The organism is Helicobacter japonicus (assembly GCF_000762845.2).
Classification (GTDB): domain Bacteria; phylum Campylobacterota; class Campylobacteria; order Campylobacterales; family Helicobacteraceae; genus Helicobacter_C; species Helicobacter_C japonicus.
On record NZ_JRMQ02000003.1, the window covers coordinates 16,526 to 39,608 of the forward strand.

Genomic DNA, 23,083 nt, shown 5'->3' on the forward strand with positions numbered 1-23,083 from the left:
TTTTATGCAAAATGATGGATTTGATTGGGAAGAAAAACCAGAGCTAAATATCACTCCACTTGTAGATATTATGCTCGTGCTTTTGGCAATTCTTATGGTGAGCACACCTACAATCACCTATCAAGAAGATATTACGCTTCCCAAAGGTTCAAAATCAAAAAAGGTTGCAAAAGATTCTATGCTTGAAATTCGTGTAAGTGCTAATAGAAAAATCTATATCCGTGATAAAGTATATGAGTTTAATAATTTTGCAGACAGCTTTGTTCTTTTTAGTAAAAATTTCGATAAAGACATTAATGTTTTTATTCGTGCTGACAAGAATCTTAAATATGAAGATGTTATTTATATTCTCAAAACTGCCAAAGAATCCGGTTTCCTCAAAGTATCTCTTATTACTAGTAGCTAACAATGAATAACGCTCTTTTATTTATTACTAGTGGTATTATTTCTTTTTGTATCTATTTTCTGCTTATTATTGCTCTTGTTTTTACACTTTTTCATTCAAATCCTACACATTATTCTTCTCTAAAGGAATCTAGCCTTGCACTTCACGCAATTAGTATTGAAGCCATCATTGACGATAAACCTACTCCAAGCCAAAACAAACAAACCGCGAGCAATAATCCACTTGCAGGTTCAGGTATTAAGGATATGTTTGATAAAATCGATAGTGATACACCCTCACAAAACACGCCCATAGGGGATAATCGTGAAAAAATAGAACAAAATAGCAAAGAGCAACAACTCAAAGACTTACAAGCAAGTGCAGAATCTTTGCAAAATAAACTCAACACTCTAAGTAATCTCACTATAAGCGCAAACAGCAACCAAAGTGATGGAGAATACGATGAATGGTATGCTCAAATCGAAAAAATGATGTTTCAACAATGGCAACAAACATTCTATGTTGAAGAAAAATTACAAGCATTAGTGCATATTCGTATTACAGAAAATGGTATTTTTAGCTATAAAGTTGTAAAATATTCTGGTAATGCAGTCTTTGATGATTCACTTAAAGCTATGCTTGAGGAATGCACACAGATACATTTCCCTCCTCACCCCAAAGGTAAAAGGGAAATCGCTATAACTTTTAAAAATTAGATTCTATGCACAAAAGGAGTTCTATGAGAATTTTTGCTCTAGTTTTACTATTAAGCTTGAAGCTTTTTGCCATTGATGCGACTTTAGAAATTGTGAAAAATACAAATAAGATTCCCTACATTGTTGTAGAAAGGTTGGATAGCGATAACGCCGATTTTGGCACAAAGATTCTGAAAATGCTTGTGGCAGACTTAAAAGTAAGTGGGCATTTTCAAGCTAATGATGGGGGCGTTGTAAAACCTACCCATATCACATACAAAGATTATGCAGACAAAAAAATCGATCTTCTTGCACAAATCAAAGTAAGCAAATCTTCAAATACACTCACAGGCACAATCTCACTCTATGATATTAATGCCTCAAAACACATATATACAAAAAATTATACAGAAGATGAATTAAAACGTTTTCCTTTCATTGCGCATCGTATGACTATTGATGTAAATAACTATATCCACGCACCAAGTATCCAGTGGATGAATCGTTTAGTTGTCCTCTCACAATACACCACTTCAGGCAATAGCGAAATTCTTATTGCTGACTATACACTTACTTATCAAAAAGTTGTTGTTAAGGGAGGATTGAATATTTTTCCTAAATGGGCGGATTCAAAGCAGGAGAGCATTTATTACACAAAATACCTTGAAGTGCCTACTATTGTAAGGCATAATCTTGCCACAGGGCAAATTGAGCAGCTTGTAGGAAGTGAGGGTGTAGCAATGGTATCCGATGTAAGCAAAAATGGAGAAAATCTTATCCTTAGCCTCTCACCTACAGCCCTCTCTGATTTATATCTTTATAACACAAAAAGTAAAAATTTGCGTCGGCTCACAAATTATTCCGGTATTGATGTTGATGGCAAATTTGTCAATGATGAAAAAGAAATTATTTTTGTCTCCGATAGACTTGGTTACCCAAATATTTTTATGATGCGCATTGATGGTGGTGGCACAGAACAAGTTGTTTTGCACGGACGCAATAACAGCGCGATTACTTCAAATGGTCAATATGCTGTTTATACAAGTCGTGAGACAAATAACGAATTTGGAAGCAATACCTTTAATCTCTATCTTATTTCTCTTGCACCTGGCTCAAACTATATCCGCCGCTTGACTGCAAGTGGCAAAAATCAAATGCCAAAGTATTCAAGTGATGGTGGAAGCATTATGTATCTTAAACATTATAAGGCTCAAAGTGCGTTAGGCATTATCCGTGTAGATTATAATACAAATTATTTTTTCCCACTCACCAAAATGAAAATCCAAGCATTTGATTGGTAGAAGTTTATTTATATTTACTTTTATAGCTTAGAATAATCACTTATTTCATTTTTTTAAAGGAGTTAAGATGAAAAAATATCTTGCAATAGGCGTTTTAGCTGCTCTTGTTTCAGTTGGTTGTTCAGAGCCAGAAGCAGCTGATTCAGGAAGTGGCACTGCAGCTGGTGGAAAGGATAATTTTGTAGATTTAGCGGCTGATGGTGCTGAAGGTTATGCAAAAGTATTGTTTGATTTTGATAAATATGAAATTCGCACAGATATGGAAGAGCGTGTTGGAAATAGTGCTACAGCTCTTAAAAATACAGGTGCAAAAGTTGTGCTTGAAGGACATACTGACTCTTATGGTTCTGATGCCTATAACTATGCGCTTGGCACAAAAAGAGCAAATGCTGTGAAAAATGCTCTCGTTGCACGTGGCGTAAATGCTTCTCAAATTAAAACTGTAAGCTATGGTGAAAGCAAACCTACTTGCACAATTGATACACCAGATTGTAACCAAGCAAACAGACGCGTTGAATTTAAACTTTCAAAATAATGCAATAATACAAGGAGGTTAGGATTGATGAAGTATTGCATTTTTTTTGCTCTCATCGTCCTTGCCTCTATTGCAAATGGTGAGCCTTCTGCTTTTGAAAAGCAAAGCGGTGTTACCAAAAATGATATTAAAGCTCTTCAAAGTATCGTTACCCAGCTTCAGCAAAAGGTTGAAGCCATAGGACAAACTCAAGAAGGTATATCAAGTCTTTATGAATCTCAAAACACAAAACTACAACGACAAATTACACAGACAACACAACAAACAAAAGATATTGAAGAACTAAAAACACAGCTTGATTTATTACACAACCTCAAACAAGAAGTAACTACAAATACTCAAGAAATTCAAAAACTTAAAACCCAGATTCAAGAAATCAACACACATCTTACAACCCTCAATCAAACTATCCTTAATGAACTTAAAAAACTAAATACTACCTCGGATTCTTCACAGAAAAATACAGATAAAGACAATACAAACCATATTTCAGACACTCAAACAAAAAATCCTCCTTTTAATAAAAATAAAACCAAAAAGGCTGAAATTTTTGCTCAAGCACAGGAACTTTTTAATAAGAAAGAATACGAATCTGCTAAAGAACGTTTTGAATGGCTACTCACACTCAACTATAAAAAACCTGAAAGCAACTTCTATCTTGGTGAAATTGCTTTTGCAAATAAATCCCATAACAATGCTATTAAATATTATAAAGAAAGTGCAATGGCTAATGATAAAACAAAATTTATGCCTACACTTTTGCTTCATACTGCCCAATCTTTCAACGCTATCAAAGATACAAAAAACTATAATAAGTTTTTGGATTCTTTGATAGGTAATTACCCATCAAGTAAAGAAGCCCAAACAGCAAAAAAACTTAAAATTCAAAATAAGGAAAAGAAATGATTGAACAAAATAAAATTGTCAGTATTGAATATGAAGTATTCAACCAAGAAGATAATACTCTGCTTGATTCAAACAAAGGTGGTGCTCCACTTGACTTTCTTGTTGGTTCAGGACAAGTGATTAGCGGACTTGAAAACGCTCTTATGGGTGCAAATGTAGGTGATAACATCAAGGCAACTATCGCTCCTGAAGATGCTTATGGCACATATCAAAGCGATTTTGTGCAAGAAGTGCCAAGAGACCAATTTGAAGGTATTGAACTAAAAGCTGGTATGACACTTTTTGGACAAGGCGAAGATGGACAAACAGTTCAAGTAAGTGTAAAAGACTTTAATGATAAGTTTGTTATCATTGATTACAATCACCCACTTGCAGGCAAAACACTCAATTTTGATGTAAAAATTCTTGATGTGCGCGAAGCCACAGAAATGGAAATTCTTCAAGGTGGCGTAGGTGGAGGTTGTGGCTGCGGAAGCGGTGGCGGACATAGTGGTGGAGGCTGCTGCGGTGGTGGCGGACATAGTGGTGGAGGTTGTGGCTGTAGCCATTAAGAAAATTTTTATAGAATCTGGGGTAACCTTAGATTCTATAAAATAATATTAAGGAAGGCAAGTATCTCTGGTGGGTATCGTGGGCTTCAAACCCATAGAAAGGTTAGGTGTCTAATCTTTGGGGAGTTCGATTCTCTCGCCTTCCTGCCAAATTAGATTCTATTTCAAGGATTCTTTATGGAAGCTCAACTTATGGCACTTGCGATTCAAACTTATAAACTCACACTCATTCTCTCGCTTCCTATGCTTTTAGCAGGACTTATTGTGGGCTTACTCATTAGTATTTTTCAGGCTACCACACAGATTAATGAAATGACACTCACTTTTGTGCCAAAGATTCTTGCAGTTGTTGCTGTAATCATATTTACAATGCCGTGGATGATAAATATGATTACAGATTATACGCGTATGCTTTTTGATATGATTTCCAACATTAATTTTTAGCCCGTGCAAACTAAAATTATTAACTTTGCACAGTATTCAAGCCTAAAAATTGGCACTCCGCTTGAAGTAGCTCTCATACAAACTCCTCAAGATGCGCTTTTTGCTCTATCGCAAAATATGCGTATTATCGGCAAAGCAAACAATCTCCTTGTTTCGCCCGCTACAAAAAAACTTGCTATGCTTGATAAAAATTTTGCCTATCTCAAAGATTGTGGTAATTATATTGAAATCGGTGGTGCATATAGCTCTGGGCGGATTTTTAGCTATTTTAAATCACACAATCTTGCTGGTGCAGAGTTCCTGCAAGCCTTACCCGGAAGTTTGGGTGGATTAGTCAAAATGAATGCAGGAATGAAAAGCTATGAAATCAAACAACTTCTTCAAGCAGTGAATGTCAATGGAGAGTGGCAAGATGTGAGCCATTTTCCTATGAATTATCGTGATAGTGGTATAGAGGGCGTTATTCTTGCTGCTAGATTCTATAAACGTAAAGGTTTTAATGATACACTTCAGGCAGATTTTATTGCACTGCGTAAAAATCACCCTAAAGAGCCAAGCTGCGGGAGTTGCTTTAAAAATCCTAAAGGAGACTTTGCAGGAAGACTTTTAGAATCTGTAGGCTTAAAAGGCTATTGTATTAACGATGCAGCCTTTAGTGAAAAACACGCAAACTTTCTTATTAATAAAGGCAAGGCTACCTTTGAAGATGCGCTCTCTCTTATCACACTTGCAAAAAAACGTGTATTTGAAGTAAGCGGAATTGATTTAGAGTGCGAAGTGCAGATTCTGCAATAAAACAATCAAATAAATATTCCTTATTTTTTACTCTCATTTGATAAATTTTTAATACATCAACATTAAAGTATCCCATATTGGCTGCTCTAAGATACTCAAATTCAGCAAAATATTGCTCACAGGCTATTTGTCCATTAGCATTAACATTGAATCTCTACCCACACCAAAACCGCTTATCAATTCTTTATATACTTTTTCACATTTTTTTATTGCATAAAAAGAAAATAAGGCAATTACAAGCTTGTTATAAGGATTTTTTGCTACAATCGTGTGCTTAATTTTGTAATGACTTAATTTTTATGATTTGGAGTAATAAATGGCAACCACCCTTTTTGTTGTGCAAATTGTCTTAGCAGTCTTTATCACTATCATCGTGCTTTTACAAAAAAGCTCAAGTATTGGGCTTGGAACATATAGTGGTAGCAATGAATCTGTATTTGGAGCAAAAGGTCCTGCTGGATTCTTATCAAAATTTACGATGTTTTTAGGGTTACTTTTTATATTAAACACTATTGCCCTAAGCTATACTTATAACCAACAAAGTCAAAAAAGTGTGCTTGATACACTTTCAAGCGATGTATTATCTGCTCCAGTCTCTACCGAATCTGGTGCTAGTGCCTTTATCGTTGATGAAAATGCTGCTCCATCTGCTCCTCTGCTTCAAACAGAGCCTATACACAATGATGACAAATAAAGGAATTGTATGCTTGAGCAAATATACAACGATGCTAAATCTCATATGGACAAAAGTATAGAATCTCTTCGTAGAGATTTTAGCACACTTCGTAGTGGTAAAGTCAGTGTCAATATCCTAGATAATATTCGCATAGATTATTATGGCACACCCACACCGCTCAATCAGGTAGGTTCAGTTATTGCGCAAGATGCGACAACTATTATCATTACTCCTTGGGAGAAGCCACTTATAAAAGATATTGAAAAAGCGATACAGGAGGCAAATATCGGTGTGAATCCAAACAGCGATAGTGAGTGCATTAAACTCTTTTTCCCTCCTATGTCTCAAGAGCAAAGAAAAGAAATTGCTAAAAATGCAAAATCTATGGGTGAAAAGGCAAAGGTTGCTATCCGCAACATTAGACAAGATGCAAATAATCATATCAAAAAACTTGAAAAAGATAAAAGTATTACCGAAGATGAGAATAAAAAGGCACTTGATGAGATTCAAAAATATACTGATGAATTTGTCAAAAAATGCGATGAAATGGTAAAGCATAAAGAAGAAGAGATAATGAAGGTATAGGGAATGAGTGAAGTTATAGGCATTAAAACAGAAAAAAATATTTATGACCTCATCACCGCTAAAGAGCAAGGTATTAGCGGAGAGGAGATAGTTTTTGATAACTCTCCTGAATCTTTAGAGATTATCCGCCACTCTTGTGCGCATCTTATGGCTCAAGCAATTAAATCCCTTTATCCAGAAGCACAATTTTTTGTAGGACCTGTGGTAGATGAGGGATTTTATTATGATTTTAAAGTCAATGCTAAAATCGGCGAGGAGGATTTGCCTCGTATAGAATCTGCTATGCGTAAAATCGCTCAAAATGCCTACCCTATCACAAAAATCACCCTGCCACGTGCGGAAGTAGAAACAAGATTCAAAGGTGATGAGCTAAAAGTGGCAGTGATGAGTCGTATTCAAAGTGATACACTGAGTATCTACTCACAAGGAGATTTTGAGGATTTGTGTAGAGGACCCCATCTTCCACATACTGCACTTTTAGAGCATTTTAAACTCACAAAGATTGCCGGAGCATATTTAGGTGGCGATGAAAAAGCACAAATGCTGACTAGAATCTATGGTATTGCCTTTGCAGACAAACAATCACTCAAAAACTACCTCTACCAACTTGAAGAAGCAAAAAAGCGCGACCATCGTAAAATTGGGCAAGAAATGGGGTTTTTTACCTTTGATGAAGAAATTGGCGCAGGATTGCCTATATGGCTGCCTAAAGGAGCAAGGCTGCGTAGAAATATTGAGAATCTTCTTACTCAAGCACTCATAGAACGAGGCTATGAACCTGTGAGGGGACCAGAGATTCTAAAAAGTGATGTATGGAAAACGAGTGGGCATTATGCAAACTATGGTGAAAATATGTATTTTACAACCATTGATGAAGTAGAATATGGTATTAAACCGATGAATTGCGTAGGACATATAAAGGTATATCAAAGCTCGCCAAGAAGCTATCGTGATTTGCCTTTACGCTTTTATGAATATGGCATAGTGCATAGACACGAGAAAAGCGGTGTATTACACGGCTTATTACGCGTGAGGGAATTTACACAAGATGATGCACATATTTTTTGCAAAGCTGACCAAATTGGTGCAGAAGTAAATGATATTATCGATTTTTGCAAAAGCGTGATGAATGCCTTTAACTTTAGCTATGAAATGGAGCTCTCCACCCGCCCGGAGAAATCCATAGGCGATGAGAAGGTATGGGAAAGCGCAACTGCCGCACTTAAAAATGCACTAGAACAAAATCATATCAACTACCGCATAGATGAAGGTGGTGGGGCATTTTATGGACCAAAGATTGATATTAAAATCACTGATGCCATTGGCAGGAAATGGCAATGTGGGACGATTCAAGTTGATATGAATCTGCCCGAAAGATTTAGTCTTAGCTATACTGATGAGCACAACGAGCAGGTGCAACCTGTAATGATTCACCGCGCACTGCTCGGTTCCTTTGAGCGATTTGTCGCTATTTTAACAGAACATTTTAGTGGCGAGTTTCCACTCTTTATCGCTCCCACACAAGTGATTTTAATTCCCATTGGCGAAGCACAGCTTGAATATGCAAAGACTTTACGAGCTAAGATTCTAAATACTGGTGCTTATGCTGAAGTGCTTGATAAGAATGAGAGTTTAAGCAAAAAGATAAGAATTGCAGAAAAGCAAAGAGTGCCACTCATTGTAGTCATTGGTGAAAAAGAAGTGGAGAGCAAAATTCTTGCAATCCGTGATAGGCGGGAGAAATCACAATATGAACTCCCTGAAGAAGATTTTATTACTTTATTAAAAACAAAAATAGGAGAGGTTAGCTTTTGAGCAAAGAAGAAATATTACTCAATGAGGAAATAGATTTTAAAGAAGTGCGTTGTGTAAGTGATAATGGTGAAGTATATGGTATTATTTCATCTAAAGAAGCATTAAGTCTCGCCCAAAAAGCTGGGCTTGATTTAGTGCTTATTTCACCAACAGCCAAGCCACCTGTATGTAAGATAATGGATTATGGCAAGTTTCGCTATCAAGCTGAAAAAAAACAAAAAGAAGCCCGTAAAAAACAAAAGCAAATTGAAATTAAAGAGATTAAACTCTCAACTCAAATTGCTCAAAATGATATTAATTACAAGGTCAAACACGCCATTGAATTTTTAGAATCTGGCAAACACGTAAAATTTAAAGTGTTCCTCAAGCAACGAGAGCTTAATATTCCCGAAGCAGGTATGGATACACTTAAAAAAGTCGCACTTATGCTTGAAGATATTGCCATAGCAGAAAAAGAACCGAAGTTAGAAGGAAAATATCTCAATGTGCTTTATGTGCCAAAGAAAAAAGACAAACATTAAATCTTATGAAAGGAGAGATGATGCCAAAGATGAAAACAAATCGTGGTGCAGCAAAACGATTTAAGTGCAAGAAAAATGCGATTAAACGCGGTAGTGCGTTTAAAAACCATATCTTGACAAAAAAATCGCCACAACGTAAGGCTAACTTAAATGCACCAAAATATGTTCATAGCACAAATGTTGATTCTGTAAAAAGTCTGCTTTGTATGGCTTAAAAGAGAATCCCCCCCCTCCCCATAAATATTATAAAAACATTTATGGGAAAGAGAAGCGATAGCTTACACCTCAAATTCAATAAGGTAAAGGAGAAAAAATGAGAGTAAAAACAGGCGTTGTCCGAAGACGAAGACATAAAAAGATTCTAAAACTTGCGCGAGGATTTTATAGTGGTCGCCACAAACATTTTAGAAAAGCAAAAGAGCAGTTAGAGCGCAGTATGTGCTATGCTTTCCGAGATAGAAAGCAAAAGAAGCGCGATTTTAGGCGATTGTGGATTACGCGTATTAATGCAGCGTGTAAAATGAATGGCATAAACTATTCTCGCTTTATGTATGCCCTCAAATGTGCAAACATTGAGCTTGATAGAAAGATTCTTGCAGATATGGCAATGAATGATATAAACGCATTTAATGCCATAGTCGCAAGTGTGAAAGATAAAATCAAATAATCTAGCTTGATTTCTTACAAGGCGTAAAATAAATGCGCCTTGTATGTGTAAATCTTATAAGTAAGGCAGAAGCGCGTATTTCATTATTTTTAAAAAAGAAGCTTTCAATTAAAGGTAGCTTTGTAGATTTTATAGAATCTAAATAAGATATACTTCTTACATTCCCTTTAAGATTCTCTAAAATCTATTAAATGCTATTATCCACACAAGGAGATTCTATGCAAGATATACCACAATTTGCCCAAATGCAAAGTGCGATTTTTCCTTTTATGGGTTCGCTTCTTTTTATTGCACTTCATATCTATATCTACAAAGCCTTGCTTAAATCACTCTCCACTAAAGCATTTGTGCGCCTTGCGTGGAAGATTTTTACTTGCATTAATGCCTTGCATTGTATCGCCTATTTATTCTTGCGTGATAGTGCAAATGTGCCGCAAAGCATTTATTTCTTGCTTTCACTTTCTCTTGGCATTACCTTTTTGTTTGCTATGGCAGCTTTTTTATATCAATGCTGTTCTCTTATTATTATTATAACGCTTCGCACTAAATCTGCTCGCAGTCGTTGGAGACATAGAACAAAGGTGGGTATTTTTCTTATTAGTCTCATTATGCTTACCTTTGGGACATACAATGGTGTGAGGAAGCCTGATATTATAGAGCATACGCTTGAAATCAAAGGATTAAGCACACCTTTAAAGGCTGCTGTGCTTAGTGATGTGCATATTGGCGGACTTATGGAGCAAAGCAAAATCAAACAACTTGTAGAAATGACAAATGCACTGAATGTAGATGTAATTTTTTTGAGTGGTGATATTGTCGATGCACCACTTCATAATGTAGAATCTATCGTAGATGAGCTCAAAAATCTTCAGGCAAAAGAGGGTATTTTTTATGTGCTAGGCAATCACGAATACTTCCACGATGTGTATAATATCCTTGACAAACTCAAATCTCTAGGGTTTAAGATTCTCATCAATGAAAATTCTATACTTGATGATAAAATAAACATCGCAGGAATCGCTGATTTTATGGGTTGGCGTGTGGGATATTTAGAGCCAAATTTTGAACAAACATTCGCACATATAAATCCCAATTTACCAACGATTCTTCTCGCTCATCAACCAAAAGCTGTGCGTTTTCTTGAAGATTCTTATGATAAGGTTGATTTAGTAGTGAGCGGACACACACACGGAGGACAGATTTTTCCTTTTTCTCTTGCTATGCTTTTGCAGCAGCCTTATATTTCTGGGTTACACACATTTAACAATGCTCATCAAACAAAGGTATATGTATCACAAGGTGCAGGATTCTGGGGACCTCCTATGCGTATAGGGAGTGAGCGTGAGATTAGTGTGCTACATCTCGTGCCTATGGAAAATGCAGAATCTAACATAAAATAGCATTAAGGAATTGCCAAAAGGAGTAGTATGCAATTTTCTTTGATAGAGTTAAAAGATTTTATTACTCACTCTATATCGCCACAAAGCCAAGATATAGAAAATTTTAAAGATAAAATAAATCACTACCTTTTACAATTAAAGCAGCAAAAAGACGAAGAGCCTCAAAAAAATATTTTGCGTGATTTACTTAGAGATATTTTTAAGTATGATTGCAACGCAAGAGGCAAAATCGATTTAGCCATTTTTGAAGATTCTAAAGTGAAAGTAATTTTTGAATGCAAAGCCCTAAGCAATAAAAATGAATTTATTGCGGGGGGGGCGAAACAAACTTCAGGAGATAAAGGACACTTCAGCAAAAACAAATTTAGAATCCAAAGCCCTTTATGAATCTATCCTTTACTACCTCCGTGAGTTTTTCACCAAGAATAATAACAATCTCACCTATATTATTCTCACAAATACACGCGATTTCTACATCATAAATGCACAAGAATATCTCCAATTTACCAAACACAAAGAGATTATAAAAGCTTTCAATAACTGCGAAAACAAAAAGGGTAACGACACAAGCACCCAAAAGTTTTATGATGAGATAAAGTCTATCTTGCCAAAAATAAAATCTAACCTTAAATTTACACATTTTTGCCTAGATGAGACAAGCCTAAACGATGCTTCTGCTCTAGCACTTATTTACCAAGTCCTTAGCCCAGCTATGCTCCTAAAACATAAAACGCACATAGATTCTAATACCCTCAATCAAAGCTTCTATAACGAGCTGCTCTATATTCTAGGATTAGAGGAAAAGACACAAAACTCTAAAGTGCTTATAGAGCCGAGCAAAGTGAGCAATACACTTTTAGATTCCCTATGCTCTGCACTCAACTTTCAAAGAGACAAAGACTTTGAAACCATTTTTGCACTTCTTACCACTTGGAATAATCGCTTACTTTTCTTACGCCTTTTAGAATCTATGCTTTTAGGCTTCAAGCATATCACAAAGCCATTTTTAGATTTAGAGACATTAGAGAGCTTCTCCTCGCTTAATACTCTATTTTTTGATGTTTTAGCAAAGGCAGAGGAAAGCAGAGATGCAAATCTCTCCACAGCCTTAAAGGCTATCCCTTACCTCAACTCTAGTCTTTTTGAAAGGAGTGTGCTTGAAAAGCAGGGCAAAGAGATAAAACTTTTAGAATCTAAGCCCTTAATTCTCTATAAAGATTCTATTTTGTATAAGGATAAAGAGCTTTTCAAACTCCTAAACCTTAAAGATAAAGATTCCACCCTGCCACTTTTAGAATATCTCTTTGCTTTTTTACGCGCTTATGACTTCACCACCACACCAAAAGACATTCACAATCACACAAAAATAAACTTTGACAAACTCATCAATGCCGCTGTGCTAGGGCTTGTGTTTGAAAAGCTCAATGGCTACAAAGAGGGGAGTTTCTATACGCCAAGCTTTATCACAAGCTATATGTGTAAGCAGAGTTTAGAAAAAGTCGTATTACAGAAGTTTAATAGCGCGAAAAATTGGGATTGCAAAGATTTAGATTCTCTAAAAACAAAGCTAGACAAGCTTACAGATTCTAAAGAAGGCTATAAGGAAGCAAATAAAATTTTTGATTCTATCCATATTTGCGACCCGGCTGTGGGAAGCGGACACTTCCTCGTCTCCGCCTTAAATGAACTCATTTTACTTAAATTTAAGTTTGGGATTTTGTGCGATTGGAATTTTAATCGTATCAAAGACATAAGCCTAGAATTACAAAATGATGAAATTGTGATAAGGGATTCTCACAATGCCCTTTTTGCCTACACACTCCCCGCACACGAAGATATAGAATCGCATAAGATTCAAAAAGCATTATTCCATAACAAACGCACATTAATCGAATCTTGCTTATTTGGAGTGGATATTAACCCCAACTCCTGCGAGATAACTAAACTCCGCCTTTGGATAGAGTTGCTTAAATATAGCTATTATAAAGATATCCAAAACAAACGACTTGAAACTCTCCCTAATATTGATATAAATATTAAGTGTGGGAACTCACTTATCTCGCATTTTGACACTTATGAATATGATAAACAACAAAACCCACAAAGAGGCACTTTTGCGTGGCTAAAAAAACAGGATTCTACATTTAGTAAAAACTTCAAAGAAAAGCTGCTGCGTTACAATGAACTTGTGCAAATCTATAAAGAAAAGCTAGGCAACAAACAAGACATAGATAAAGAAATACATTCGCTAAAAACATTCTTTAAAGACACGCTTTTAAACAATGGCTATACAATGGAATCTTTAGAGAAAAATTTAGGGATATTCGTGCGCACCTATGGCGATGAATGCTTTGATATGGAAACACCATTTGGTATGGAGATGATAAGGATTATTAGGAAAAAGAATCTTAAATTCCAGCCCACCCTAGAGGAATTAGAACCTAAGCCCATAGAAAAAAAGGGACAAGATTTACTCGCCCTTATCCACAAAGAATTTAACACTTTAGAATCTCTGCGGCAAAGCGATACTTTTGAATGGCGTTTCGCATTCCCTGAAGTGCTAGATTTAGAGACTTTTGAGGAAAAGCAAAAGCGAGTGAGCGCAAATAATGCAATCAAAGCCATAGACAGCAAAGAAAACAAACAAGAGATAAAAGATACTTTTGGAGACTTTCTAGGCTTTGATATAGTCATTGGTAATCCGCCATATATCAAAGAAGCAGATAATAAAAAGCTTTTTGATGGCACAAGAGATTTAAGAACCTATCAGGGCAAAATGGATATTTGGTATCATTTTGTAGGATTAGGATTTGACATCGTTAAAAATAAAGGCATTGTAACTTTTATCGCCACAAATAATTGGACGACAAATGCAGGAGCAAAAAACCTTAGAAATGTGATATTAACAGAATCTCAAATCCTTAATCTTGTAGATTTTGGTTCATATATGTGCTTTGATGCTGCAAGTATCCAAACAATGGTTATGGAATTTCAAAAGAGAGATTCTATCCCTGAAAGCTACCAAATCAACTACGCAAGGATAGATTCTAAAAATCCCACAGATTCACACAGAGAGGCGATTTTGAAAAGAGAATCTTTTGAGGATAATATCTATTTAGAGCCTAACATTACACCAAGTCAAATGCTTGATAAATCTTTGACTTTTGCAGATTCTAAACAAGAGGAAGTGCTGAATAAAATTTTAGAAAATGGGACATTTTATTTGCGAGATGATGAAGTATGGCAAGGATTAGTTCACCCACAACCATATTTAGACAAAAAGATGATAAATCTATTAGAAAAAGAAAGTAAATTTAACTATCAAGTTGGAAATGGTGTTTTTAATCTCAACAAAAGGGAAATAGAACTACTTTCATTAAATACCGTAGAAAAAAGCATTTTAAAACCTTATTATGAAGCTAATAATCTACTTAAATATTATGGAATAAAGGAAACAAACATATATGTTATTTATACAGATTCAAAATTCAACAAGGCAAATTCTATGGATAAATATCCAAATCTTAAAAAACATTTGGATAATCTTCAAAGCGTGATTACCTCTTGTAATAAGCCTTATGGATTGCATAGGTCTAGAAAACAAGCTATATTTGAGGGAGAAAAAATATTATCTCGCGTAAAATGTGTTGATTTTCCCGTTTTTACTTATGTAAATTTTCCCTGCTATGTTGGACTAAATTTCAATATTATAAAAACAGAGCGAATTAACCTTAAATACTTAGTCGGTATTTTAAATTCAAAACCAATAACCTTTTGGTTAAGACATAAAGGCAAAATGCAAGGTAATAATTATCAAATCAATCAAGAGCCTTTGCTTAATATCCCCCTTATAGAAATCACTAAGCAAAACGAGAAAAATGCTAATCAAATCATTGCTTTAGTTGATGAGATTCTAAAACTTAAGGCAAAAGATTCCACCTTTGACACAAGCAAATTAGAATTGCAAATTGATAAATTAGTATATAAACTCTATGATCTCACAGATGAAGAGATTCAAATTATAGAATCTTAAAACTTCATTGATATGATACTTAAGCTAAGGAATAATAGACTTTTAGCCTATGAGTTTCTCAATACCCAAAAGCAACAATGCCCCAACAAGTCCAGATACTACACCTGCAAGCGCATCATCACCTACTACACCTAACCCCCCCTTACACTCTCTATCAATCCTACCAATCAGTGAGGGCTTATAAATATCAAAGATTCTAAAAAGCACAAAAGCAGTAATGCACTCTAATACACCAAATCCTATAATAGACATAGCAAGCCACACGCCTACAAGCTCATCAATCACTATACTTTTATCATCGTGTGTTTGTGTATATGCCTCATACAAGTCAATATGTTTAATCGCTACAAGAGCAACAAAAATACTTGCCAAAAACAAGGTCTCTTGCGAATAATATACAATGGGCGCACCCAAAATAACTGCAAGCGCACTTCCTGCAGTCCCCGGTGCCTTAGGTGAATAGCCACTATACAAAAGACTTAAAAATAAGTCTTTAATAAGCTTTTGCTTTTTCATTGAGGTGATTGTGGAGTATTTTTATTTTTACGAATAATGCCATATTTTTTACGCTTCTCCCACAAACTTTTGCGACTCATACCAAGTTTTTTAGCAAGCTCAATATCTGGATAACGGCTCTCGTATTTACTAATGATAATTTTCTCATACTCTTTCACAGAGAGAATTTCACCGCCCAATTCTACATTATCTATTTGACGAGCAATATCAATCACTTGCGGAAATGCCACCTTTTCATTTGAGACGATAGAAAATATTACACTATACTTGAGTGCAAGTTCTAATAAATCTTTTCTGTCACTTTTCTTAAGCTCTTCAAGGTTGGTAATGTAATAAATCTCATTTTTTTTAGGTGGCACACGAAAAATGCCTTTCCAATTCTCTTCTTTAAGAGAATGGAATTGAAAATGTATGCACTTCTCGCGTGCATACCGCATAGCATAAATATCTGCACTTCGTTGAGTATTGGTTTTAATCACAAAAGGTGGATTATATAAAAATGGCTCAGGTGTGCCTAACTCACGCTCAATAAAACTAAAATAACTCCTATAAAATTTAATCTCTTCCCTCATCTCACGATAAGCCTTATAATGCGTAATTTTACGAATAAGCTCATCAACAATAAAAGGCTTCACGATATAATCTGTAACACCATTTCGCAAAGGTTTAATCACCGTGTCATCATTAATATACGCAATCATCAATATAATAATTGCCTGTGGATAAAGTTTGCTTAATTCTGTATAGCCTTTATTTATCGTCCTAAAAGATGCCAAAATCACATCATAATTATCTTTTTGCACTTCTTGAAGAGAATGTGCTATCACGCAATCCAAATGCGAATCGCTTAATTTGTTTGCGATACTTTGAGCCAAATAAATTTCATCTTCAATAATCAATACTTTCATTGTGCCTCCTCTATGCTATAAACTTGATTCATCGTGCCTCCTTCTTGTAATATAAATTGTTGCCAATTGACAAATCCCATACTTACTTGTGCCTGCGCACATATACCCTCTTTACGTCCTACAAATCCTAAGCCTTCTGTGGTGGTTGCCTTAATATTAATGTGCGATTGTGGCACTTGCAAAATATCTGCTATACATTGACGCATAGCAAGTTTATAAGGGGAAATTTTAGGAATCTGCGCCATTATACTTATATCTGCATTATAAAGCTCGTAGCCTACACTCTGCGCAAAGTTATAAATCTCTTGCAAAAGCTTTTTAGAATCTGCTCCCTTATACATCATATCCGTATCAGGAAACCACTGCCCTATGTCACCTCCACCAATAGCACCCAAAATTGCATCACAAAGTGCGTGTAATACAACATCGCCATCACTATGAGCTTTGAATCCAAAAGGAGATTCTATAAGCACACCCCCAAGCCACATAGGTTTTTTATCTTCAAACTCGTGAATATCAATACCATTGCCGATAAAAGTTTTTCTATTTGGAGCTTTAAGCCTTGAGATATGAAAAGACAAATCACTCCCAAAAGTGAGTTTATTCATTAGCACACTGCCCCTAACAAAAGTAATTTTTTTGCCCAAGGCGTGAATTGCTGAGCTTTCATCACTAAAATCTTCTTGTTTTTTCAATGCTTCTCTTAATACACTCACTCTACTTAATTGTGGTGTTTGAATAAGTTTTATAGATTCTCTTTTAAGATAGTTACCTTCATAAAAAGTCGTATCTGCTACATTTAAATATGGCACAATACAATCAATTTCTATATTTGGCTGTGAATCTGCCTCCATAAGTGCAAACATTGCCTCTATTACAGATTCTTGAATATTCCACCGCGCGACATCACTTACAAGCACAAAAGGTGTATCAACATATTCTAAAGCATTGCGTAAGGAATTTGAACGCGTATCACCACCACGCACAACTTGGTAGGGACTCATATCACGCATATAGGCATAGTCTGCTCCTGAAGCAGTAATCAACACATTGCTGAAGCTAAAGCAAGAAGTAATCTTTTGTGTAGCCACAAACCATAAAGGCTCATCTCCCACACGCAGCCATTGTTTTTTACAGGTTAAGTCTTTGCAAAATCTTGTAGAATCACCTGCTGCCATCATAATAAGTGTAACATCATTCACATTCAAAATCTCTTATCTCGCTTTTATTTAAAAATCCAAATGCTATTGTAGCACTACAAACCAAAAAATAAACTAAAATTGTTACTTAAATTCCCATATTGTTTAACTTTTTTTTAAAGAAAATAGGTATATTTTTGTAAGTTTCAATACGATACGATAAGTTAAAAAAACTTATACTTTTTGGAGGACTTTATGAGAACACAATGGATACAACAACGTGCAAATGATAGCATTCGCACACAGCTTTACTATGCAAAAAAAGGCATTATCACTCAAGAAATGGAATATGTAGCTAATATTGAGAATCTTAGCCCTGAACTTATATGCCAAGAAATTAAACGTGGAAGACTAATTATCCCTGCAAATATTAAACATACCAATCTTGAGCCTATGGGTATTGGCATAGCCACACGCACAAAAATTAATTCAAACATTGGCAGTTCTTCACTTGCAAGCTCCATAGACGAAGAAGTAGAAAAAGTTAAAATATCCATTAAATATGGTGCAGATACAATTATGGATTTAAGCACTGGAGGCAACCTTGACGAAATAAGAAGTGCCGTAATTAGAGCCTCAAGTGTGCCTATTGGCACTGTGCCTATGTATCAGATTCTCTATGACGTAAAAAATGATGTATTAAAACTTGATATTGATACTATGCTTGCTGTGCTTGAAAAACAAGCGCAACAAGGAGTGAGTTATTTTACCATTCATTGCGGATTCCTACTCTGCCATATGCCTTTTGTTGCAAAGCGTAAAATGGGTATTGTTTCGCGTGGTGGTAGTCTTATGGCAAGTTGGATGATGCACTATCATAAAGAAAATCCATTCTATGAGTATTTTGATGAGATTCTAAAAATTTGTCAAAAATATGATGTGTCTCTCTCTTTGGGAGATTCTTTGCGTCCAGGTTGTTTAGCTGATGCAAGTGATGAGGCGCAATTTGCGGAACTCAAAGTATTAGGTGATCTTGCAAAAAGAGCTTGGGAAGCTGATGTGCAAGTAATGATAGAAGGACCCGGACACGTGCCACTTAATCAAATTGAACGCAATGTAGAACTTCAAAAGCAATACTGCAATCACGCACCTTTTTATGTGCTAGGACCTTTGGTTACAGATATTGCGGCAGGATATGACCATATAGCAAGTGCCATTGGTGCGTGTGTCGCCGCGTGGAAAGGTGTAGCGATGCTTTGCTATGTAACACCAAAAGAACATTTAGGGTTACCAAATGCTAAAGATGTGCGTGAAGGAATTTTAGCTTATAAAATTGCAGCACACGCTGCAGATATTGCTCGTGGGCGCATAGGTGCGCGAGATAGAGACGATGCAATGAGCGATGCAAGATATGCTTTTGATTGGAATAAACAATTTGAACTCGCCCTTGACCCAGATAGAGCGCGCGAATATCACGATGAAGCCCTGCCTCAAGAAGTCTTTAAAGATGCAGAGTTTTGCTCAATGTGTGGTCCAAAATTTTGTAGCTATAAAATCTCACAAGATATTTTTAAAGCCCATAATGCTAGAGAAACTCAAGATTCTCAACCTATGGCATCAAACCAATAATAAAGGAAAAATAATGAATCATTTATTTGTCTGCCTCGTGCATTATACAAAACCACTTGAGGAAGTGCTCCAAAAGCTCGATGTTCATCGGGCTTATTTGAAAAAAGGATATGATAAAGGGATTTTACTCGCCTCTGGTGCTAGAAACCCAAGAGATGGTGGCATTATCATTGGTAAATTTACAAATAAAGATGAGGCTGTGAGATTTTCTCAAGCTGACCCATTTACACAGCATAATCTTGCGCGATATGAAATTTTTGAATTTGAACCAGTGCTTCACGCGGACTTTCTTAAAGAGTTTTTGCAAAGCTAGGTTATACTTGAAGATTCTATACTCTAATAAAGAAAGATTTAAATCGCTTTTTTAGTCTCTCTCACTGAATTAATAATAATATAATCCATAGCTTACAAAAATACGAATCTTTGTTTTTGTGCGTGGGTGTGGATAATCCTTATAAGCAATCTCAATTGTGCGCTCGCTATTGCGGTCAAGCAGCATATAGTCCGATGAAAGAATAATCTTTAGCCCACTAATGTCTCCATTGGGATGGAGATAAAATTCTACTGCACTTACACCTTGTTGTCCTAATCTTATTGCACTCGGAGGATATTGTAAATAACGTTGAGTAATGCGCCCAATATCCCTTAGATTATTAACCAAAAATTCCTGTTCGCTCAAACCATAGTCGCCAAATTCCTCTCCATAAAGCTCCTCAATATCACGTTTAGCAAATTGATTTACATTGGGAAATTTTGCCAATGCTTGAAGATTGCTTTTACTTGTTTGTAATTCCTTACCCTTGCCATCATAAAGACTTAAAGATTGTAAATTAAAGGATTCACGTGCTTGATTATTGATTTGTGTTTTATGAGTTTTAGGTGTATTAGGTGAAGCAGATGAAGACATTTTTTCTTGCAAACCTTGTGCCTGTTCACCGCTTAGAATCTTAAAACCTGCTACCTTCGTATGTGGATTGAGCGATGTGCCTTTTTTAAGTTGCATAGATTCAAAACGCACAAAAAGTAAGATACAAACTATAAGGTGAATAGCAAATGAAAGACACAGCCACAACCATAAATATGAATGAGTGCGTGGTAAGTAGTTCTCTAAATCTTGCACCATTACAATGTGTGATCCTTATCACTATGAAGGTATCGAGCAAGTCTCTCTTGCTTTTGGTCTAAAAGTTTTGCAAACTGGTCATCAAGACGTGATTGCTCCTCTAATGTAATGCTTTGGGGGATAGGATAGCGATCAATGAGCGTTGTATTACTTGCCCCAATAAGTATCAAATACCGATAGCCATTAGATTCTAAGGTAAGAATTTTATGCTTTGAATCAAGATTTTTTTGAGATACGACTTCAATCTTTGTAGGATCAAACAATTCTTGCTTAGAGACAAAAGGCTTTAAATAATTCTTAAATGGCTTCTTATGCACCACAAATCGCTTCACTATCCACAGCACAAGCACGAGAATTGCCATCACACAAAGCACTGCTACATAACGCCAAGTGTCAATCCCCATATCATCTTTGAATGAGATTAAGCTAGATTGTGTATGCTCATTTTTTTGTATTTGCGGAGAAGGAATAGGCGCAGAAGAAATAGGTTGTTGCACAATATCAATTGTTGGAATCTCAGCTTTATAAGGGGTTTGAAGCAATGTATCAATCATACTTGGTTGAGGGGTAGCTTTTGTGAAAACCACCTTAAAAGCGTGAGGTGCTTTGCTTACTTGCACATCAATAAAATGCGTATCGCCTATGCCTAAAATATAGAGATTTTCTTGTATATTAAAAATCTGCACTTCACTTATAAAAAATTTTTTAAAATCTTGATTATGTGCTTTTGCTTGAAGATGAGGAAAAATAACACCTTTATATCCTTCTTGTGTAGTAAGATGTGGAGATTTTTCATACACACTTTCAAGATTTAAAAGTATTTCTAATGTATCTTCACCTTGTTTAAGCTCAAAATTACTCACTTGTGTATCTGCATAAAGCATATGAAACATACATACAAGCACATATACAATACGCCATTTCATTGAATCGTATCCAAATTATTTCTTATTGCTCACGTGTGAGATAATACACAATCGCATTAGAATCTAAGATTTCATTAATACGAATAGCTAAATTGCGTTCATACACCATAACTTCGCCCTTACCAACAACACGTCCGTTGATAAAAATTTCAACACTTTCTCCCGCAGGTTTTCCAAGGTCAATGATAGAACCTTTTTCAAAACGCAAAATTTCTCCAAGAGGAATTTTTGTGTTACCAAGGTCTGCGTTAAATATAACATCCATATCTAAAAGCCCGGTATAGCTCTCCATGATGTCTTCAAGATATGTAGCAAGCTCTATATCTTTGGCTGAATGGATACGTTGTTTATCTAAGATGCTTTCTCCAGCCATTAATGCCCCTCTGCATTCCTTAATTAATACGTCTCATATAAATACTGCAATGCCCATTATCAAGTCGAAAATGTAAGCCATGATCGTGATTTTTAATCAAGCGATGTCCCAAAAATTCAGGTGTAGAAATATTAAAGCTCTTACCAAGCTCTTGTGCCATTACTTTTGCTCTACCAACCGTGAGGTTTGCCAATTCCTTTGCCATATCTTCTAATGCTTGCTCATCGGGATTATGCTCACCTAAAAATTCCTCACAAAAAATGCGTAAAAATACCTTATCGAAAAGCAAAAACACATCATTGCGCGTGCCAATCATACTTATTCTACTTAAATAACCCTTTTTGAGTGGCATTATAGAATCAGTGGGTATTTTATTAATGCTCTTTTGCACAATATCAAAGAAACTGCGATGAATAATATCCATTACAAACCACCTTTAAAATACAAAATAAATTGCATATTATATAACATTTTAAATTCAAGCGGGCTTGAAGTTGCATTTATTTTGACAAAATTTACTTACAAAGCATTCTTCACACATTGGTTTTAATGCCTTACAGGTATAGCGACCAAATAGCACAAAAGCCTGATGAAGCGTATCAAGCTGTGTTTTAAATAGTGCTGTAAGCTCTTGCTCGGTTTGTTTTGCACTTTTTGCACCACTTAAACCTAAACGATGAGATACGCGAAAAACGTGGGTATCTACTGCCATATAATTTTGCTCTAAAAATTCTATAAGCACTACATTAGCAGTCTTTTGCCCTACACCTGCGAGAGTTTTGAGCTCTTCTTGTGTAGTAGGAATACTGCCATTAAAATCGTTTATCACTTGATTTGCCATTTTTTTCAAATGTTTGGCTTTATTGTTAAAAAATGAAACAGATTTAATTATTTCTTTAATTTCTTCTTCATCTGCTTGAGCTAAACTTGCTATATCAGGATAAGTAGTAAAAAGTTTAGGAGTTACAAGATTCACACGCTTATCAGTGCATTGAGCCGAAAGCATTACACATACGAGCAATTCATACAAATTATGATAAACAAGCTCTGTTTTGGCATTAGCATAATGCTCTAAAAATAGTGCTTTAATGATTGGAATATCTTTTTTCTTACACTGACTAAAAGTAATTTTGCGTTTTGAATCTGCCATAAAACCTCTT

The 23,083-nt window shown here is 35.6% G+C and carries 27 protein-coding genes and 1 tRNA gene; 20 read left to right on the top strand and 8 right to left on the bottom strand.

All coding sequences use genetic code 11. From position 1 onward, the window contains the following. Positions 1-4: 4 nt before the first annotated feature. From LS65_RS03270 to LS65_RS03350, 18 genes are all read left to right on the top strand, one after another. Positions 5-406, top strand: a complete 402-nt coding sequence (locus LS65_RS03270) for an ExbD/TolR family protein (RefSeq protein WP_034360568.1) — start codon at positions 5-7, stop codon at positions 404-406. A gap of 2 nt (positions 407-408) precedes the next feature. Beyond that, positions 409-1,101 carry an energy transducer TonB gene (locus LS65_RS03275; RefSeq protein ID WP_034360570.1) on the top strand — a complete coding sequence of 231 codons (693 nt, stop codon included), beginning with the start codon at positions 409-411 and terminating at the stop codon, positions 1,099-1,101. Positions 1,102-1,124: 23 nt separating this feature from the next. Continuing rightward, on the top strand, positions 1,125-2,381 hold the full coding sequence (gene tolB / locus LS65_RS03280) for a Tol-Pal system protein TolB (protein ID WP_034360573.1): 1,257 nt from the start codon (positions 1,125-1,127) through the stop codon (positions 2,379-2,381). Positions 2,382-2,448: 67 nt separating this feature from the next. Beyond that, entirely contained in the window at positions 2,449-2,916 is a 468-nt protein-coding gene (locus LS65_RS03285; protein ID WP_034360575.1) for an OmpA family protein, read from the top strand. A 27-nt stretch (positions 2,917-2,943) separates the two neighbouring features. Then, positions 2,944-3,822: a tetratricopeptide repeat protein gene (locus LS65_RS03290; RefSeq protein WP_034360578.1), complete on the top strand. Its 879-nt coding sequence runs from the start codon at positions 2,944-2,946 to the stop codon at positions 3,820-3,822. Next, positions 3,819-4,373 (top strand): FKBP-type peptidyl-prolyl cis-trans isomerase, encoded by a 555-nt coding sequence (locus tag LS65_RS03295; RefSeq protein WP_034360580.1) that lies wholly within the window; start codon positions 3,819-3,821, stop codon positions 4,371-4,373. The genes LS65_RS03290 and LS65_RS03295 overlap by 4 nt, the downstream gene beginning before the upstream one ends. 51 nt (positions 4,374-4,424) lie before the next feature. Next, positions 4,425-4,523: transfer RNA gene (locus tag LS65_RS09750), tRNA-Sec, on the top strand. Positions 4,524-4,550: 27 nt separating this feature from the next. Continuing rightward, a complete protein-coding gene (fliQ, locus tag LS65_RS03300; protein ID WP_034360582.1) occupies positions 4,551-4,817 on the top strand; it encodes a flagellar biosynthesis protein FliQ in 267 nt (88 codons plus the stop codon). Between the two features lie 3 nt (positions 4,818-4,820). Beyond that, complete coding sequence (locus LS65_RS03305) at positions 4,821-5,612, top strand: UDP-N-acetylmuramate dehydrogenase (RefSeq protein ID WP_034360584.1); 792 nt, start codon at positions 4,821-4,823, stop codon at positions 5,610-5,612. A gap of 316 nt (positions 5,613-5,928) precedes the next feature. Then, positions 5,929-6,306: a preprotein translocase subunit SecG gene (gene secG / locus LS65_RS03310; protein WP_034360586.1), complete on the top strand. Its 378-nt coding sequence runs from the start codon at positions 5,929-5,931 to the stop codon at positions 6,304-6,306. 9 nt (positions 6,307-6,315) lie between these two features. Then, complete coding sequence (gene frr, locus LS65_RS03315; protein ID WP_034360588.1) at positions 6,316-6,873, top strand: ribosome recycling factor; 558 nt, start codon at positions 6,316-6,318, stop codon at positions 6,871-6,873. 3 nt (positions 6,874-6,876) lie between these two features. Beyond that, on the top strand, positions 6,877-8,688 hold the full coding sequence (thrS, locus tag LS65_RS03320; RefSeq protein WP_034360591.1) for a threonine--tRNA ligase: 1,812 nt from the start codon (positions 6,877-6,879) through the stop codon (positions 8,686-8,688). After that, entirely contained in the window at positions 8,685-9,209 is a 525-nt protein-coding gene (gene infC, locus LS65_RS03325) for a translation initiation factor IF-3 (RefSeq protein ID WP_034360592.1), read from the top strand. Before thrS ends, infC begins: the two co-directional genes overlap by 4 nt. Positions 9,210-9,229: 20 nt before the next feature. Then, entirely contained in the window at positions 9,230-9,424 is a 195-nt protein-coding gene (gene rpmI / locus LS65_RS03330) for a 50S ribosomal protein L35 (protein ID WP_034360595.1), read from the top strand. A 98-nt stretch (positions 9,425-9,522) separates the two neighbouring features. Next, entirely contained in the window at positions 9,523-9,876 is a 354-nt protein-coding gene (gene rplT, locus LS65_RS03335; protein WP_034360598.1) for a 50S ribosomal protein L20, read from the top strand. Positions 9,877-10,094: 218 nt separating this feature from the next. Then, positions 10,095-11,276 carry a metallophosphoesterase gene (locus tag LS65_RS03340; RefSeq protein ID WP_034360601.1) on the top strand — a complete coding sequence of 394 codons (1,182 nt, stop codon included), beginning with the start codon at positions 10,095-10,097 and terminating at the stop codon, positions 11,274-11,276. Positions 11,277-11,303: 27 nt separating this feature from the next. Next, entirely contained in the window at positions 11,304-11,663 is a 360-nt protein-coding gene (locus LS65_RS03345) for a DUF7149 domain-containing protein (protein ID WP_052060972.1), read from the top strand. Then, positions 11,575-15,309 carry a type IIG restriction enzyme/methyltransferase gene (locus LS65_RS03350; protein ID WP_084707875.1) on the top strand — a complete coding sequence of 1,245 codons (3,735 nt, stop codon included), beginning with the start codon at positions 11,575-11,577 and terminating at the stop codon, positions 15,307-15,309. Before LS65_RS03345 ends, LS65_RS03350 begins: the two co-directional genes overlap by 89 nt. A gap of 42 nt (positions 15,310-15,351) precedes the next feature. Here LS65_RS03350 and LS65_RS03355 read toward each other — a convergent pair whose 3' ends face one another. The 3 genes from LS65_RS03355 to LS65_RS03365 are packed head-to-tail and all read right to left on the bottom strand — an operon-like array spanning position 15,352 to position 17,935. Continuing rightward, entirely contained in the window at positions 15,352-15,825 is a 474-nt protein-coding gene (locus tag LS65_RS03355; protein ID WP_034360602.1) for a phosphatidylglycerophosphatase A family protein, read from the bottom strand. Then, positions 15,822-16,733, bottom strand: a complete 912-nt coding sequence (locus LS65_RS03360; RefSeq protein ID WP_034360604.1) for a DNA-binding transcriptional response regulator — start codon at positions 16,731-16,733, stop codon at positions 15,822-15,824. Before LS65_RS03360 ends, LS65_RS03355 begins: the two co-directional genes overlap by 4 nt. After that, a complete protein-coding gene (locus LS65_RS03365; protein WP_236096607.1) occupies positions 16,730-17,935 on the bottom strand; it encodes a bifunctional 2-C-methyl-D-erythritol 4-phosphate cytidylyltransferase/2-C-methyl-D-erythritol 2,4-cyclodiphosphate synthase in 1,206 nt (401 codons plus the stop codon). Before LS65_RS03365 ends, LS65_RS03360 begins: the two co-directional genes overlap by 4 nt. Before the next feature lie 192 nt (positions 17,936-18,127). On the opposite strand from LS65_RS03365, the gene thiC reads away from it, so the two are divergent. Then, a complete protein-coding gene (gene thiC / locus LS65_RS03370; protein WP_034360608.1) occupies positions 18,128-19,501 on the top strand; it encodes a phosphomethylpyrimidine synthase ThiC in 1,374 nt (457 codons plus the stop codon). 13 nt (positions 19,502-19,514) lie between these two features. After that, entirely contained in the window at positions 19,515-19,814 is a 300-nt protein-coding gene (locus LS65_RS03375) for a YciI family protein (RefSeq protein ID WP_034360610.1), read from the top strand. 69 nt (positions 19,815-19,883) lie between these two features. Here LS65_RS03375 and LS65_RS03380 read toward each other — a convergent pair whose 3' ends face one another. Genes LS65_RS03380 through nth form a run of 5 tightly spaced genes read right to left on the bottom strand, consistent with a single transcriptional unit; the run spans position 19,884 to position 23,073 of the window. Continuing rightward, the gene (locus LS65_RS03380) at positions 19,884-20,624 is read right to left on the bottom strand and encodes an energy transducer TonB (protein WP_034360613.1); all 741 of its coding nucleotides are present in this window, start codon (positions 20,622-20,624) and stop codon (positions 19,884-19,886) included. Then, on the bottom strand, positions 20,624-21,550 hold the full coding sequence (locus LS65_RS03385) for a flagellar biosynthetic protein FliO (RefSeq protein WP_236096608.1): 927 nt from the start codon (positions 21,548-21,550) through the stop codon (positions 20,624-20,626). Before LS65_RS03385 ends, LS65_RS03380 begins: the two co-directional genes overlap by 1 nt. A 22-nt stretch (positions 21,551-21,572) precedes the next feature. Further along, positions 21,573-21,923: a flagellar motor switch protein FliN gene (fliN, locus tag LS65_RS03390; RefSeq protein ID WP_034360615.1), complete on the bottom strand. Its 351-nt coding sequence runs from the start codon at positions 21,921-21,923 to the stop codon at positions 21,573-21,575. Positions 21,924-21,942: 19 nt separating this feature from the next. Continuing rightward, positions 21,943-22,347 carry a chemotaxis protein CheX gene (locus LS65_RS03395; RefSeq protein WP_034360618.1) on the bottom strand — a complete coding sequence of 135 codons (405 nt, stop codon included), beginning with the start codon at positions 22,345-22,347 and terminating at the stop codon, positions 21,943-21,945. 54 nt (positions 22,348-22,401) lie between these two features. Then, entirely contained in the window at positions 22,402-23,073 is a 672-nt protein-coding gene (gene nth, locus LS65_RS03400) for an endonuclease III (RefSeq protein ID WP_034360620.1), read from the bottom strand. Positions 23,074-23,083 lie beyond the last annotated feature (10 nt).